The 15405-nt window shown below is 56.1% G+C and carries 14 protein-coding genes; 9 read left to right on the top strand and 5 right to left on the bottom strand.

The window, feature by feature from the left end; translation table 11 throughout:
* The 4 genes from ftsA (at position 1) to lpxC (ending at position 4230) form a co-directional block, all read left to right on the top strand.
* On the top strand, positions 1-1233 hold the full coding sequence (gene ftsA, locus NQT62_RS11540; RefSeq protein WP_256764855.1) for a cell division protein FtsA: 1233 nt from the start codon (positions 1-3) through the stop codon (positions 1231-1233).
* 56 nt (positions 1234-1289) lie between these two features.
* Positions 1290-2456 carry a cell division protein FtsZ gene (ftsZ, locus tag NQT62_RS11535; protein ID WP_256764854.1) on the top strand — a complete coding sequence of 389 codons (1167 nt, stop codon included), beginning with the start codon at positions 1290-1292 and terminating at the stop codon, positions 2454-2456.
* 205 nt (positions 2457-2661) lie between these two features.
* Positions 2662-3165, top strand: a complete 504-nt coding sequence (locus NQT62_RS11530) for a peroxiredoxin (RefSeq protein WP_256764853.1) — start codon at positions 2662-2664, stop codon at positions 3163-3165.
* A 141-nt stretch (positions 3166-3306) separates the two neighbouring features.
* A complete protein-coding gene (lpxC, locus tag NQT62_RS11525) occupies positions 3307-4230 on the top strand; it encodes a UDP-3-O-acyl-N-acetylglucosamine deacetylase (protein WP_256764892.1) in 924 nt (307 codons plus the stop codon).
* Positions 4231-4292: 62 nt separating this feature from the next.
* Here lpxC and NQT62_RS11520 read toward each other — a convergent pair whose 3' ends face one another.
* Positions 4293-4742: a flagellar hook-length control protein FliK gene (locus NQT62_RS11520; RefSeq protein ID WP_256764852.1), complete on the bottom strand. Its 450-nt coding sequence runs from the start codon at positions 4740-4742 to the stop codon at positions 4293-4295.
* Between the two features lie 75 nt (positions 4743-4817).
* On the opposite strand from NQT62_RS11520, the gene NQT62_RS11515 reads away from it, so the two are divergent.
* The 5 genes from NQT62_RS11515 to NQT62_RS11495 all read left to right on the top strand — a co-directional run bounded on the left by NQT62_RS11515 (position 4818) and on the right by NQT62_RS11495 (position 11793).
* Positions 4818-5795 (top strand): M23 family metallopeptidase, encoded by a 978-nt coding sequence (locus tag NQT62_RS11515; protein ID WP_256764851.1) that lies wholly within the window; start codon positions 4818-4820, stop codon positions 5793-5795.
* Between the two features lie 111 nt (positions 5796-5906).
* Complete coding sequence (secA, locus tag NQT62_RS11510) at positions 5907-8660, top strand: preprotein translocase subunit SecA (RefSeq protein ID WP_256764891.1); 2754 nt, start codon at positions 5907-5909, stop codon at positions 8658-8660.
* Between the two features lie 20 nt (positions 8661-8680).
* Positions 8681-9910 (top strand): bifunctional glutamate N-acetyltransferase/amino-acid acetyltransferase ArgJ, encoded by a 1230-nt coding sequence (gene argJ, locus NQT62_RS11505; RefSeq protein ID WP_256764850.1) that lies wholly within the window; start codon positions 8681-8683, stop codon positions 9908-9910.
* Between the two features lie 13 nt (positions 9911-9923).
* The gene (locus tag NQT62_RS11500; RefSeq protein ID WP_256764849.1) at positions 9924-10787 is read left to right on the top strand and encodes an ATP-binding protein; all 864 of its coding nucleotides are present in this window, start codon (positions 9924-9926) and stop codon (positions 10785-10787) included.
* A 7-nt stretch (positions 10788-10794) separates the two neighbouring features.
* Positions 10795-11793, top strand: coding sequence for a Nudix family hydrolase (locus tag NQT62_RS11495; protein WP_256764848.1), 999 nt, complete (start codon positions 10795-10797; stop codon positions 11791-11793).
* On the opposite strand, the gene zapD is transcribed toward NQT62_RS11495, so the two are convergent.
* From zapD to NQT62_RS11475, 4 genes are all read right to left on the bottom strand, one after another.
* A complete protein-coding gene (zapD, locus tag NQT62_RS11490) occupies positions 11790-12551 on the bottom strand; it encodes a cell division protein ZapD (protein ID WP_306173651.1) in 762 nt (253 codons plus the stop codon). The two genes, NQT62_RS11495 and zapD, sit on opposite strands and share 4 nt — an antisense overlap.
* 123 nt (positions 12552-12674) lie before the next feature.
* The gene (gene coaE / locus NQT62_RS11485) at positions 12675-13298 is read right to left on the bottom strand and encodes a dephospho-CoA kinase (protein WP_256764846.1); all 624 of its coding nucleotides are present in this window, start codon (positions 13296-13298) and stop codon (positions 12675-12677) included.
* A gap of 11 nt (positions 13299-13309) precedes the next feature.
* Positions 13310-14149, bottom strand: coding sequence for a prepilin peptidase (locus NQT62_RS11480; RefSeq protein WP_256764845.1), 840 nt, complete (start codon positions 14147-14149; stop codon positions 13310-13312).
* A complete protein-coding gene (locus NQT62_RS11475; protein ID WP_256764844.1) occupies positions 14146-15387 on the bottom strand; it encodes a type II secretion system F family protein in 1242 nt (413 codons plus the stop codon). The genes NQT62_RS11480 and NQT62_RS11475 overlap by 4 nt, the downstream gene beginning before the upstream one ends.
* Positions 15388-15405 lie beyond the last annotated feature (18 nt).

Raw genomic sequence — 15405 nt, 5'->3', positions numbered from 1 at the left:
ATGAATAAAGAGCCAAAAGATTTGATAGTGGGGTTGGACATTGGTACGTCCAAGGTGGTGGCCATGGTGGCCGAATTGCAGTCCGACGGTCGCTTCGAAGTGATTGGTGTTGCGCAACACGAATCCCGCGGGCTGAAGAAAGGCGTGGTGGTCAATATTGAGGCCACCGTCCAGTCCATCCAGGCTGCGCTGGAAGAAGCCGAACTGATGGCGGACTGCAAGATCAAGACGGTACTGACTGGCATTGCCGGAAGCCACATTCGCAGCTTCAATTCCTCGGGCATGGTGGCCATCAAGGAACGTGAGGTTACACAGGCCGATGTGGCCCGAGTGATTGAAACCGCCAAGGCGGTGAATATTCCAACGGATCAGCAAATTCTGCATGTGTTGCCGCAGGAGTTTATTGTCGACGGTCAGGAGGATGTGCGTGAGCCTTTGGGCATGAGTGGTGTACGTCTGGAAACCCGGGTGCACATCGTGACTGGCGCTGTGTCTGCCGCCCAAAACATTGTGAAGTGCGTACGCCGCTGCGGGCTTGAAGTGCAAGACCTGATGTTGCAGCCACTGGCCTCCAGCATGGCCGTGTTAACCGAGGACGAGAAAGAGCTGGGTGTGGTGTTGATCGACATTGGTGGCGGTACCACAGACATTGCTGTGTTCACGGGTGGAGCCATTCGCCACACCGCTGTCATTCCAATTGCGGGTGATCAAATCACCAACGACATTGCGATGGCCTTGCGAACACCCACGCCCGATGCTGAGGAAATCAAATTGCGCAACGGTGTGGCCAAGCAGGTGTTGGCTGACCCCCACGCCAAAATTGACGTACCGGGCATTGGCGAACGCGACACGCGAACCTTGTCCAAACAGGCTTTGGCCGCCGTCATCGAGCCCCGCGTTGAGGAATTGTTCCTCATGGTGCAGCAGGTGCTGCGTGAAAGTGGTTACGAAGAACTGTTGTCGTCTGGCGTGGTGCTCACCGGCGGGACCAGCCTGATGCCCGGCATTGCAGAACTCGGTGAAGACATTTTCATGAAGCCGGTGCGCATTGGTGTGCCGGAATACGACGGTGGTTTGGCCGACATGGTGCGCACCCCCCGATTTGCAACCGCCATGGGCTTGTTGCAAGAGGCGCGTGCACAGCACCTGCGAGGCCGCCGTGTGGCCTCGCAAGGGGGCGGCTTCAAGCAGACCGTTCAAAAAATGAAAGAGTGGTTTTTGGGTAATTTTTAAGAGTTCTTTTTTTAACTGATTTTTCGGCGAAGTCGCTTTGATAGGAGGCAATAACCATGTCGTTTGAAATTCTCGAGACAGAAACCAAAGGGACTGTCATTAAAGTGGTGGGTGTAGGCGGAGCCGGTGGCAACGCAGTGGCCCACATGATCAACCAGGGTGTCAGCGGTGTCGAATTCATCTGTGCCAACACCGACGCACAAGCACTGGCCAAAACCGGTGCCCATGTGCTGATTCAGTTGGGCCGAACAGGCCTGGGTGCGGGTGCCAAACCCGAAGCCGGCCGCCAGGCTGCAGAAGAGGATCGAGACCGCCTTCGTGATGCCCTGCGCGGCGCACACATGGTGTTCATCACCGCAGGCATGGGTGGGGGTACTGGCACTGGTGCAGCGCCTGTGGTGGCCGAAGTCGCTCAAGAACTGGGCATCTTGACGGTGGCCGTGGTCACGAAACCGTTCGAGTTTGAGGGCACCAAGCGTTGCAAAGTGGCCGACGAGGGATTGGAACAGTTGTCCAGCAAGGTGAACAGCCTGATCATCGTGCTGAACGAGAAACTGCTCGAAGTGGTTGGCGATGATGCCACCCAGGAAGACTGCTTTATTGCAGCCGATGATGTTCTGCACAATGCCTGCGCCGGCATTGCCGAAATCATCAACGTCGAGGGCAATGTGAACGTCGACTTTGAAGACGTGAAAACCATCATGTCTGAAGTGGGCAAGGCCATGATGGGCACCGCCACCGCCACAGGTCCTGACCGTGCGCGGGAGGCTGCCGAACAGGCCATCGCTTCCCCGTTGCTGGAAGGTGTGGACTTGTCGGGTGCCCGTGGCGTGCTGGTCAATATCACGGCAAGCCGCAGTTTGAAGTTGAAAGAAACCAAGGAAGTCATGAACATCATCCGCGCGTATGCGGCTGAAGATGCCACCGTGATCTTTGGCACTGCGTATGACGCATCCATGGGCGACGAGCTGCGGGTGACCGTGGTTGCGACGGGCCTTGGCCGCAAGGCTGCCAAGCCCAAGTTGGTCAGCAACGAACAGTATGTACCGGTCGCCCGCACTGGCACTTACGATGCAGTGGGTGCACAGTCGGATCAGGACCTATCCATTCCAGCTGTATTCCGTAATCCGCGGGAAAGCGCAGCAACCCGTGTGGAGGCCTTGCAGAACAGTGGTATGGATCGGTTTGACATTCCCGCATTCTTGCGTCGTCAAGCAGACTGATTTCTATCGCTGAAATTTGATTTAGACTGAAAGCCGGGCGTTTGCGCATGCTGTTGCTCCTGTGGGGGCCTCGGCCGTGCCCTATCCACGTCGCAGGGTTGTTAGCAGGCGGTTTTCGCGGTTTTGCCGAAGACTGCGGGCCTGCTGCCCTCTGCGAAATGTGCAACGTACCGGTTTTTCAATGAATTTTTCAGGAGTTTTTTTCATGGCCATTCAAGCGGGCGACAAATTACCCAGTTCCACCGTTTACGAGTTTTTCCACGAAGAAACCGGCGGCTGTTCACTCGGCCCCAACGCCTTTGACGTGCAAAAAGAGGCAGCCGGCAAAACAGTGGCCATCCTGGCTTTGCCTGGTGCCTACACACCCACCTGTTCAGCAAAACACCTGCCTGGTTTCATTCAGCATGCGGCTGAATTCCGACAGAGGGGCGTTGACGAAATTTGGTGTGTGTCGGTCAACGATGCATTTGTCATGGGCGCTTGGGGCAAAGAACAGGGGGCGGCCGGAAAAGTTCGCATGCTGGCTGACGGCGCGGCGGAGTTTACCCGCAAAATCGGCATGGAGCTCGATTTGACCACACGCGGCATGGGGGTTCGATCGCAGCGTTACTCCATGCTGGTCAAAGACGGCGTGGTTCAACTGGTCAACCTGGATCCACCCGGAACGTTTGAAAACAGCACCGCAGAAAAACTGCTGTCACAGTTGTGATTTGTTGAAAAAAGCCAGAATTTAGCCAAATTTTGGCAGATGTTGTGCGGTGGCAGGCGGCAATTTGAACGAAACCTCCATGAAAGTCTTTGGGTTTAAATCCCCCTGCCGTTACACTTCGCCGTACAACACGAGGATTTCATTGTGAAACAACGAACGCTTAAACAGGTTCTTAGCGCCACCGGCATCGGTTTGCATTCGGGCAAGCGGGTCACCATGACTCTGCGCCCTGCGCCAGCCAACACCGGCATTGTGTTTCGTCGTGTCGATCTGCCGGTGCCTGTGGATTTCCCGGTCAATGCCATGGCGGTGGGCGATACCCGCATGGCATCGACTTTGGAGCGCGAAGGCGCCAAGGTGTCCACGATTGAGCACCTGATGTCGGCCTTGTGTGGCCTCGGCGTGGACAATGCGTACATTGATTTGGATGCCGTTGAGGTGCCCATCATGGACGGTAGTGCGATCTCCTTTGTGTTTTTAATACAACAGGCTGGGCTGGAAGAGCAATCTGCCCTCAAGAAGTTTATCCGCGTCAAAAAAGCCGTGGAAGTTCGTGAGGGGGAGGGCAGTAACTTGAAGTACGCCAGCCTGAAACCTTATGACGGTTTCAAACTGACTTTCGAAATTGACTTCGGGCACCCGGCCATCGATCAAACTGGTCAAATGCTGGAAATTGATTTCGCCAGCACGTCTTTTACGAAAGATATTGCCCGTGCGCGAACCTTTGGTTTCACCCAGGATGTCGAGATGCTGCGCAATGTGGGCCTGGCTTTGGGGGGCAATCTGGACAACGCCATCGTCATGGATGAATACCGTATTCTGAATGCCGATGGGCTTCGGTATGACGATGAGTTCGTGAAACACAAGGTGCTGGATGCGATTGGTGACCTGTACGTGATTGGTCACCCCATCATTGGTGAATACCAGGCTTTTCGTTCCGGTCATGGCTTGAACAACCAATTGATTCGTGCGCTGATTAAAGACCCTTCTGCGTATGAGGTCGTGAGTTTTGAGAGCATCCGGGAGACCCCCACCGTGTTCCGAAGTGATTGGGCTGTTGCATAAGGCGCATTTGTCCAATAAGATGAACCCGCATGGTTGGGGGTTTACGGCGAAGTCTTCAGTTTTTACTTGAACTTGTGATGCCGGTTCAAGGCAGACGTTGCCGCTTTCACGGGTGAATCGGGCAGTTTGTTTTCTAAATCAAGCCATGCCTTGCGTGCCGCATCAGTGAACACCGCGCGCTTGGGTTGTCGGCGGGATTGTTTAGAGACCAAAGGATTTGTTTGTATTTGCAGTTGGATATGATTAACATTCAATCCCGACTGTTGAAGATGTGTGATCAGACTGGGAAGGGATTGCCTCAAGCGGGTCAGGGCCGCAGGGGTGCCGACGAAAAGTTTCAGCTGGTCATTTTTTAGTGGTCCCACACTGAAGGCAACACCCCGCAAAGCGGGCCAGCCTTTGATCGTTTTTTCGAGCTGACCGGATTGCGCAGCCTGCGCAATCAGAGAACCTGTTGCGCTGTGTTGGAGCAGGCTGGCCAGTGGAGAAAAATGAGAATGCTTGGGCTTCACCGAGGGTTCTCTTTGCAGTCCGTGACGTTCACCCGGGAGTTTCAGGGGTGATCGCGCGAATTGAGGAGGTTAAACATGCAGTTGATTCTCATGCGGGGTCCTTTTTCCCGCATCAGCACCATCAGTATAAGCGCTGCACACTTGGCCATGTTGGTCATCGGGCTGGTTTTTTCGGCCGTGGCGCTCATCGCTGCCGGTTTGTTTCTGGCAGCCTACTACGGAGAGGACATCCCGGTGGTTCAGGAGGTCGTGTACGCGCGTCAGCTGGAAAAGCACAACGCGGTTGCAGACACCAGCACCCCCCTGGATGCCATGGCCATTCGCATTGCCGAAATGCGTGCGCAACTGGCCAGGCTGGATGCAATCAGTGCTCGCTTGATGAAAACCAACGGCATGGACAGCAAATTGCTGAAAACAGCCCAAATCGGTCAGGGTGGTTTGCAGCAAGACAACGAAAAGTCGCTCAATTTTCGTGAAGTGAAAACAGCCCTGAAAGAAGTGGCCCAGCAAATTGAAAAACAGGCCGATGTGTACAGCATTATCGATGCTGACCTGCAATCGGCCCGTGTTCGCATCCAGAGCATTCCCAATGAGTCACCCTTGATCGACACGATTGCGGTCAGCAATTTCGGCACGCGAATCGATCCCATCACTGGTCGCCGTTCGGTCCATGAGGGAATTGACTTTATTGCACCTGTGGGCACGCCCATCCTGGCTGCAGCCTCTGGCGTGGTGGTCAATGCATCGTATCACCCCGGCTACGGCAACATGATTGAAATCGAACATGACTCGAAAACCACCACGCGATATGCGCATGCGTCGAAGTTGCTTGTCAAGCAGGGCGATATTGTTCGCTTAGGTCAGAAAATTGCGCTGGTGGGCAATACTGGCCGCTCCACTGGACCGCACCTGCACTTTGAGGTTCGTGTTGGCGGTGTGGCCAAAAACCCGCAAGAATTCCTCGCCAAAAACGGCCTTCCCCGCCCCGGTCCCAGCACTGTCACTGCGCTGAACGGCATCCTCTCGGATAACACCATCAAGCCGCTTGAATAATCTTCGCGTGCTAAACTTCTAGGCTGATTTTTTGGAATTGGCCTTGGGCTTGCCCCTGCCAATTGGTTTTATGCTTCACCGCCCAACATGGGCGAATTGGCCACCACCATCATGATTGAAACCCTGAAGAAGATTTTCGGCAGTCGCAACGACCGCCTGCTGAAAACCTATCGCAAAGCTGTTGTCCAAATCAACGCGCTGGAGCCCGCGCTGTCGGCGCTGACAGATGAGCAGCTGCGGGGTAAAACCCAGGAATTCAAAGACCGTTTGGCCCAAGGGGCCACGCTGGACAGCTTGCTGCCAGAAGCATTCGCGGTGGTTCGCGAAGCCGGCAAACGCGTGTATGGCATGCGGCATTTTGATGTGCAGCTGATTGGGGGTATTGCCCTGCATGAAGGCAAAATTTCCGAAATGCGCACCGGTGAGGGCAAAACCCTGGTGGCCACATTGCCGGCCTATCTGAATGCGTTGGAGGGCAAGGGCGTTCACGTGGTGACCGTGAACGATTACCTGGCCTCACGCGACGCCGCATGGATGGGGAAGCTGTACGGGTTTCTGGGGTTGACTGTGGGGTGCAATTTGTCACGCATGCCCCATGACGAAAAGCAGGCAGCCTACGCAGCGGATATCACTTACGGTACCAACAACGAATTCGGCTTTGACTACTTGCGCGACAACATGGTGTATGGCACCGCCGAGCGAGTACAACGCGGCTTGCACTATGCCATTGTTGACGAGGTGGACTCCATCTTGATCGATGAGGCGCGTACGCCGCTGATCATTTCTGGTCAAGCCGATGACCACACTGAGCTTTACCTGAAGCTTAATGCCGTGCCCGGCATGCTCACCCGCATGACCCAAGAGCCCAAGCCCACAGAACCGGAGCCAGAGGGCGATTACTGGGTGGATGAAAAAGGCCATCAGATCCACCTGTCCGAAGCCGGCCATGAAAAATCAGAACAGATCCTCGGGCAGATGGGCCTGCTGGCGGAAGGTGCCAGCCTGTACGATGCCGCAAATATTTCCCTGATGCACCACTTGATGGCGGCCTTGCGGGCGCACAACCTGTTTTTCAAAGACCAGCACTATGTGGTGCAGCAGGGCGAAGTCATTATTGTGGACGAGTTCACCGGGCGCTTGATGCCAGGTCGCCGTTGGTCAGATGGCCTGCACCAGGCGGTTGAGGCCAAGGAAGGTGCGCGCATTCAGCCCGAGAACCAGACGCTGGCCTCGATCACGTTCCAGAACTATTTCCGGATGTACAAAAAGCTGTCTGGCATGACCGGTACGGCCGACACGGAAGCATTTGAATTCCAGTCCATTTACGGCCTGGAAACCGTGATTATTCCCACGCACCGGCCCGTCCAGCGCAAAGACGCGCAAGACAAAATTTACAAAAGCGCTCGCGAAAAGTACAACGCGATTTTGCTGGATATCAAGGACTGCTACGAGCGCGGCCAACCCGTATTGGTGGGCACCACATCGATTGAGAATTCTGAGCTGATTTCGAGCTTTCTGGAGAAAGAAAAGCTGCCGCACAATGTGTTGAACGCCAAGCAACACGAGCGGGAAGCTGAAATTGTGGCGCAGGCTGGTCGCCCCAAGGCCATCACCATTGCCACCAACATGGCTGGCCGTGGTACTGACATCGTGCTGGGTGGCAATCTAGAGCGAGAAATCACGGCGGTTGAAAACAATGCCGAGATGGACGAGCAGGCCAAGCTCGCCACCATCGACAGGCTGCGTACTGAATGGAAGGTACGCAACGAGCAGGTGCTTGCATCGGGCGGTTTGCACATCATCGGTTGCGAACGCCATGAAAGCCGTCGAATCGACAACCAGTTGCGGGGCCGTTCCGGCCGACAGGGTGACCCAGGTTCTTCCCGCTTTTATTTGTCGATGGAAGACAACCTGCTGCGCATTTTTGCCGGTGACCGCGTGCGCGCCATCATGGAACGGTTGAAACTGCCGGAGGGTGAGGCCATTGAGGCGGGCATCGTGTCCCGCTCCATTGAGTCGGCGCAGCGCAAAGTGGAAGGCCGTAACTTCGACATCCGCAAGCAATTGCTGGAATACGATGATGTGTCCAACGAGCAGCGAAAAATCATCTACGCGCAGCGCAATGAAATTTTGGAATCCAGCGAAATCACCGAGACCATGACCAACTTGCGCCATGGTGCGTTGGAGGGCCTATTCCGCATGCATGTGCCGGAAGAGTCGGTTGAGGAGCAGTGGAATCTGGAAGGTTTGGAGCAGGACCTGCTCACCGATTATCAGATTGAAGCACCTGTGCGCCAATGGTTGGAGGCCGATGCAAAGTCGTCCGATGAAGACTTCCTGAAGCGCATTGTCCAGATGGCCGATGACATCTATGCAGCCAAGGTGGCCTTGGTGGGTCAGGAGGGCTTTAGCCGTTTTGAGAAGTCCCTGTTGCTGCAAAGCATTGACACCCACTGGCGGGAGCATTTGGCAGCGCTGGATTATTTGCGTCAAGGCATACACCTGCGGGGCTATGCGCAGAAAAATCCGAAACAGGAATACAAGCGAGAGGCTTTCGAGCTGTTTGGTGCTTTGTTGAACCGGGTGCGCGATGAAGTGGCCAAAACCCTGCTGACCGTGCGTGTGCAGTCAGCAGAGCAGGTGGAGGCTGTTGAGCAGGCCCTGGAAGAGCAGGCAGCACACATCGAAAACGTGCAGTACCAGCACCCCTCCGCAACCGGTGAGGAAGAGGCACCGGTGGCCGATGAGTCAACCGCTGCGCCGGCAAACGTGCCCCGGCGCGTCAGCGACAAAGTGGGCCGCAATGACCCCTGTCCTTGCGGGTCTGGAAAGAAATTCAAGCAGTGCCACGGCAAGCTCTACTGATCAACAGAGGACATTGAACCATGCCTGTCAATTTGACTGTACCCAGCATTGAGCAGCTGCACCCCGTGGCTGGTTTGGACATTGGTTTTGCCATGGCCCACATTCGCAAGCCCAACCGCAAGGATGTGTTGGTGATGCGCGTGGCTGAAGGGGCCAGTGTCGCGGGTGTCTTTACCAAGAACAGGTTTTGTGCGGCACCGGTGCAGGTTTGTCAGGCCCATTTGAAAGCAGACAAGGGCATTCGAGCCTTGCTGGTGAATACCGGTTGTGCCAATGCGGGCACCGGTGAGCGTGGCTTGGCCGATGCCAAAGCCACGGCAGCCAAGGTGGCCAGTTTGCTGAATATTCAGCCGGAGCAGGTGTTGGTGTTTTCAACCGGTGTGATTCTTGAAAACCTGCCCATGGACCGCTTGTTGATGGGGGTGGACCAGGCAGTGGCTGGTTTGGGTCAGGCCAGCTGGTTGGATGCAGCAACGGCCATCATGACCACAGACACCCTGCCCAAGGCCAGCAGCACCCGCTTGCCGGTTGGTACAGGCACCATCACCATCACGGGTGTGTCCAAGGGCGCTGGCATGATCCGCCCCAACATGGCCACCATGCTGGGTTACTTGGCCACCGACGCCCGGATTGCGCAAGCGGTGCTGTCCCGTTGGACCACTGAAATTGCCGATGCGTCATTCAACCGAATTACCATTGATGGCGACACGTCAACCAACGATAGTTTCATCGTTGTGGCCACTGGTGCGTCGTCCGCAGTCAACATTCAAACGGGCGATGAACCAGAGGCCAAAGCGGTGTTGGAAGCCCTGAAAGCCCAAGCCATTGTGCTGGCGCAGGCCATCGTGCGGGATGGCGAAGGCGCGACCAAATTCATCACCATCACCGTGGAGCAGGCCGGTACTGTGGATGAAGCATCCAAGGTGGCCTACGCGATTGCCCATTCACCCTTGGTGAAAACCGCATTCTTCGCGTCCGACCCCAACCTGGGCCGTATTCTGGCTGCGGTGGGTTATGCCGGCATTGAGGATCTCGATCAAACCAAAATACAGCTGTACCTGGGTGATGTGCATGTGGCCATCGATGGCGGACGCCACCCGGCCTATCAGGAAGCACAGGGGCAGGCTGTCATGAATGAAGCCGAGATTACCGTGCGGGTTCAGCTGGGTCGTGGCCAAGCCTCCACCACGGTGTGGACCACCGATTTCTCTCACGACTATGTGTCCATCAACGCGGACTATCGCAGTTAAAGGCCGTTGAACCATGCAGCAAACCGAACTGTCAGCCTTGGTTGAGCAACTGAGCCGAATTGCTCAGGCGCTGGAACAGGGCGTCATGCGCGCCCCCAGCGACTGGGATGCGTCGGTGGCTTACCGCTTGCATCATCGGGCCGGTCAGTTGCGTTTGGAGCCGGTGACCACCGTCAGCCCGCTGGATGCCAGTGTGCTGAAAAATGTGGATGTCCAACTGTCCAAGGTGGACACCAATACCCGCCAATTTGTGCAGGGTTTGCCGGCCAACAATGTGTTGCTGACGGGCGCGCGGGGCACCGGAAAATCCTCGCTGGTGCGCGCCATGTTGACCCGCTATGCGCCCCAGGGCCTGCGCCTGATTGAGGTCGACAAGTCTGACCTGTTGTTCCTGCAGGATGTGGTCGATTTGGTCAGCGATCGTCCAGAAAAATTCATTGTGTTTTGCGATGACCTGTCTTTCGAAGAAGGTGAACCTGGCTACAAGGCGCTGAAAAGCGTTTTGGATGGATCCATCGCGGGCACCTCCAACAATGTATTGATTTACGCCACATCCAACCGTCGCCACCTGCTGCCGCAGATGATGAAGGACAACCTCGCCACCCAGCACGACAACGGTGAAGTGCGGCCCGGGGAGGGCATTGAAGAAAAGGTGTCCTTGTCCGATCGTTTTGGCGTTTGGGTGTCCTTTCATCCATTCAATCAGGATGAATACTTGGCGGCGGTGGCTGTGTGGCTTGAGCACTTTGGCGCACATCTGGATGACGAGGCGCGCCTGATTGCCCTGCGTTGGACCATCGATCGCGGCGGTCGCAGTGGTAGATTGGCTTACCAGTTCGCCAAGCATTGGGCTGGCAGCAAGAAGCTCAAGGGCTGAGCCTGTCATGGTTGCACCCTTGGGTGACAAAAAGCGCATTGACGTGGCTGTGGCGGTGGTGTTTAACCACCGTGGCGAGGTGCTTTGGGGCTGCCGGCCGGAAGGTAAGCCTTACGCGGGTTACTGGGAGTTTCCGGGCGGTAAGGTGGAGGCTGGGGAAACGGTATGGCAGGCCTTGGTGCGTGAGCTGCGTGAGGAGCTGGACATCGAGTGTTTGGCCGGCGCCCGCTGGTTCATCGTCGAGCATGACTATGAGCATGCCCATGTTCGACTGCATTTGTACCGGGTGTGGACACACCGTGGTGAACCCAAATCACTGGAAGGTCAGCAGTTTGCCTGGGCCAATTTGAATGATCCCAACTTCTCTCCCATCTTGCCAGCCACAGCCCCCTTGCTGCCGGTGTTGGCCCAACCACGCCTCATGGCACTCAGTGATTTTCACGCCGATTTCGATGCCTGCAGCCAACGCTTACAGCAAGGGTTGTCCGCCGTTGCCGAGCCGGTCTATGTGCAATTTCGTGAGCCGGGCCTCCGTGGTGGGGCGTTGGTGAAGGCCTTTGAGCAAGCCCGGCGAGTGGTCGAGCCTTTTAAACATGGCACTTTGCTGATCAATTCAGCCACCCGGCAAGCCTTGTTGGCTGCAGCAGCGGATGGTTTGCTGGATGCAGGCACCGTGGCGGCCTATCCCGTGCATCTCACTGAGCAGCACCTGTTGGAGATGCAGGCACCCCCCTCCTCAGGATTGGCGGTATGGGGTGCGTCTGCACATTCCGAGGCTTCATTGAGCAAAGCCCATGCTTTGGGTTTGCGGTATGCCGTGGTGGGTGCGGTAAAAGAGACACCATCACACCCTGGTCAAGAGGGGCTGGGCTGGACCGGTTTTGAGGCGATGACTGAGCCGGCCAGATTGCCTGTGTTTGCAATTGGCGGATTATCCAGGGCTGACCTGCACGAAGCCTGTGCCCATGGTGCCCACGGCATTGCCATGATGCGGCAGTTCGATTAAAGCGAGCAGAGCCGGATCCGGAATTCGACCGGATCGAGGTATGGATTGTTTTTGCTCACGCCGTTGGCGTTGGGTACATTGAAACGCACCCACAGCATGTACTTATTGGCACTGAATTCAGGAACCACTTCGAGTTCGGATGGCAGGTCAATGGTCAGCAGCTGGTAGGTTTTGCCACTCATTTGCTGGGTAAAGCTACCTTGTTCAGCAACCGCCAGTGTCATTTCTCCGCTGTCGCGCAGAATTTTCAACACCAATTCAACCGCTTTGGCCAAGGGGCGCATGGGATCAAACCAGGCTTGAATATCAGTACGCCGTGCCGATGCAGGGCGAGATTGCCAGCGGTGGTAGCCGGGCAAGTCGAATTCACACACGCCACCTGGAATGCTGCAACGGCTTCGGATAATCATGAGGAATTCGTTGTCGCGCAGGTGGTATCCCAGCCGACCGTTGAACTGGTTCAATTCCCCAACCGCCCAGTCAATACCACCCAAGGTTTCTTCCAGCGCATCGCGGTCGACATTGGGGTGGTTTCGGAATTGGGAGAGGGTGGTTCTCTGGCGATCCAGTTCTTGAAGCAGGTCACTCTTGAGGTCAGCGCGTGAGCCCACCTCAATGATCTCAAACAGGGTCAACAGCGCTGTGTGGTGATCCAGGCGGTGGTCCTGCGACACAAAAAAATTAAATTTGCTGAACAAATCCTCCAGGCGCAGCAGCGTACGAATGCGCTCATTGAGCGGAAACTCGTATCGGGTCAGTTGACTGACTGGCGCTGTGGTGTGGGGTCCGTCTAGTACTTGGGTCACCGACTTGTCGCAAATGAAAGGTGAATCTTCAACCGTGATTGTGGACCACCTGTGGTTTTCTTGCAAATGTTGTGGTCATTTTGCTTGAATTTTTATGAGTTTTTTATGCAATTCATCGACTTGGGCAAGCAAATCGGCTTCATCACCGTGGTTTTCGACCACAAAGTCCGCACCGGCCAAACGCGTGGCGCGTGTGGCTTGTGCTTCAATCACTGCATGAATTTGTGCCTCGGGCCATCCATTGCGTTTTTTGACCCGCGCGATTTGTAACTCCACGGGGCAGTCCACCACCACCACGGCGTCCATCACTTCTCGCCAACCGCCTTTTTCAAACAGCAGGGGAATGACCAGCACACAATAGGGCGCCGTGACCCGGTGTAGCGCTTGTTCAATGGTTTGTCGGATGAGCGGGTGCAGGATCTGTTCCAGGACCTGCCGTGTGGCTGGTTCGTCAAAGGCCAGTGTCCGGATGTAATCCCGGTTCATCGCACCATCTGGCCGCACGGCCGCCTGGCCGAACGCCGCTTCTATGGCGGGCATGGCAATGCCACCGGCCCCTGTGATTTTATGGGCCACTTCATCGGCGTCCACCACGTGGGCACCCAGGTGGGCCAAGCGGTTCGACACGGTGGTTTTCCCTGAGCCGATTCCCCCTGTTAAACCAATCGTCAGTACCTGTTGTGGTTTTTTCATCTGCATGGACGGGGTACTCAAAACCAGTTCAGCAGGTTCAGGCCTGCCAGCCAGGCCAGTGCACCGGCCACCAGGCAGGGGCCAAATGGAAAGGCTTCATGACTGCGCTTGCCGCGTAGTTTCTGGATGGCCAAGCCAAACACAATACCGAACACCGAGGCAAACAGCAGCACCGTAAAGACCGACATCACGCCGAGCCAGGCACCCACGGCCGCCAGCAGTTTGAAGTCACCGTAGCCCATGCCTTCCTTCCCGGTGGCCAACTTAAAGCCGTGATAAACAAGCCACAGCAGACCGTAACCCAGCATCGCACCCATCACCGCCTGACTCAAAGGTACCAAGCCCCCGGCGAGGTTAAACAGCAATCCAGCCCACAGCAGCGGCAGGGTGAGGTCATCGGGCAGCAGGTAGGTGTCCAGATCGATCAGTGCGAGCACCAGCAGCGTGGCTGCAAAACCCATCAGCGCCAGTGCGAGCCAGCCTGCTGGGTGAATCAATGCCACACCTGCAAACAGAGCCGCGCAACTCAGTTCCACCAATGGGTAGCGCCATCCAATGGCTGATCTACAATGCCCGCAGCGCCCCTTCAGCAGCAGAAAAGACAATACCGGGATGTTGTGCCAGGGCTTCAATGGTTTTTTGCAAGCTGTGCAGTGAGACGGTGGCCAGAGCAAATTGAAGCGTGGGTGATGATCAGGTTCACGACCCTGAATTTCGGCCATTTCCCGGTCCCATGCCCGTTCCATCATGATGGGCATCCGGTAGGCCACCACATTGAGAAATGAACCGATGCACAAACCCAGAAGCGCGCTGATCACCCACCACTGGGTTTGGGTCAGCGCAGACCAATCAATCAAACCACACCTCCAATCTTGAATATCGGCAGGTACATGCCGACAATCAGCACACCCACCAGGCCGCCGATCACACACATGATCATGGGTTCCATGATGGTCGACAGTGTATCAACTTGGTCATCCAGTTTCACCTCAAACTGGTTGGCCAGCCGTTCCAGCATTTGGTCCAAGCGCCCCGATTCCTCACCGATCCGAATCATTTGCACGGTGTCGGGTGGGAAGATGGCAGCGTCCTCCATGCCCTCTGAAACCCGTGCACCGGTGGCCACTCCATGACGAATCATCATGGTGGCTTCCTCATAAACGCGGATACGGGCCACTTGTGCGACTGATTCCAGCGCTGCCATGATCGGTACGCCCGAGGCGCTGAGGGTCGAGAATGTTCGCATCCAGCGTGCGTGCACCGCGGTACGAATCAGCTCGCCAAACACGGGCAGTTTCAGCAGCAGCTTGTCGCAGGCGTCCCGGAATGTCTGACTTCGCCGATAGCCTTTTAGCAGTGCAATCACCGCAATCACGAATGCACCCAAGACCAGAAGGCCATGGTCAATCAAGAGGTCGGATGCGCCCAGCAGGCCTTTGGTGAGTGCGGGCAGTTCCGCGTTGAATTGCGCATAAACGGTTTTGAATGTGGGCAACACAAACATCAGCATGCCCACCGACACCAGCACCGCCACCACAATCACGATGCCCGGGTACACCATGGCTTTTCGCAGTTTTTGGCGGATTCGAAGGCTCTTTTCCATGTGGCTGGCCAGCCGTTCCAGCGTGGTGTCCAGTTCGCCCGCGTGTTCACCTGCAGCCAGCGTGTTGCAAAACAGCGCATCGAAGCACCGTGGGTGTTTCCGCATGGCGTCGCTGAGTCGTTGGCCGCTTTCCACGTCGGTTCGAATGTTGCGCACCACCTCCAGCATGTTGCGTTTCGCACGTGTGGTCATGCCCCCGGCGATGAGGCTTAAGGCTTGAGCCAAGGGGACTGCGGATTGAATCATGATGGCCAATTGTCGAACGAACCCGCTGACAACCACGGGCGAGATACGACCAGGCCGCTGCGTTTTCGGACGACTGAGTTGAACATGGTGAATGCCCTGTTTGCTCAGCTGAAAGAGGGCATGTTGTTCAGACTTGGCTCGAACTTCGCCGCTGCGCCGCTTGCCGGGCTTGGCACCTGGATTCTTTTCAGTCCACATGAACACGAGGTCTTTGGAGGCAGAGGGTGTTTTGGGTTGTGCACTCATGAATCAGACCTCGCTGTG

The sequence above is a fragment of the Limnobacter humi genome (assembly GCF_024518835.1).
Taxonomy (GTDB): Bacteria; Pseudomonadota; Gammaproteobacteria; order Burkholderiales; family Burkholderiaceae_B; genus Limnobacter; species Limnobacter humi.
Note: the sequence above shows the minus strand (reverse complement) of the source record. Positions and strands in the feature narration are given on the sequence as shown.

Excerpts from the sequence above, each read along its gene's own strand:
- ftsA (WP_256764855.1), top strand. The coding sequence starts at position 1 with ATGAATAAAGAGCCAAAAGATTTGATAGTGGGGTTGGACATTGGTACG.
- ftsZ (WP_256764854.1), top strand. The coding sequence starts at position 1,290 with ATGTCGTTTGAAATTCTCGAGACAGAAACCAAAGGGACTGTCATTAAA.
- NQT62_RS11530 (WP_256764853.1), top strand. The coding sequence starts at position 2,662 with ATGGCCATTCAAGCGGGCGACAAATTACCCAGTTCCACCGTTTACGAG.
- NQT62_RS11515 (WP_256764851.1), top strand. The coding sequence starts at position 4,818 with ATGCAGTTGATTCTCATGCGGGGTCCTTTTTCCCGCATCAGCACCATC.
- secA (WP_256764891.1), top strand. The coding sequence starts at position 5,907 with ATGATTGAAACCCTGAAGAAGATTTTCGGCAGTCGCAACGACCGCCTG.
- argJ (WP_256764850.1), top strand. The coding sequence starts at position 8,681 with ATGCCTGTCAATTTGACTGTACCCAGCATTGAGCAGCTGCACCCCGTG.
- NQT62_RS11500 (WP_256764849.1), top strand. The coding sequence starts at position 9,924 with ATGCAGCAAACCGAACTGTCAGCCTTGGTTGAGCAACTGAGCCGAATT.
- NQT62_RS11495 (WP_256764848.1), top strand. The coding sequence starts at position 10,795 with ATGGTTGCACCCTTGGGTGACAAAAAGCGCATTGACGTGGCTGTGGCG.
- coaE (WP_256764846.1), bottom strand. The coding sequence starts at position 13,298 with ATGCAGATGAAAAAACCACAACAGGTACTGACGATTGGTTTAACAGGG.
- NQT62_RS11475 (WP_256764844.1), bottom strand. The coding sequence starts at position 15,387 with ATGAGTGCACAACCCAAAACACCCTCTGCCTCCAAAGACCTCGTGTTC.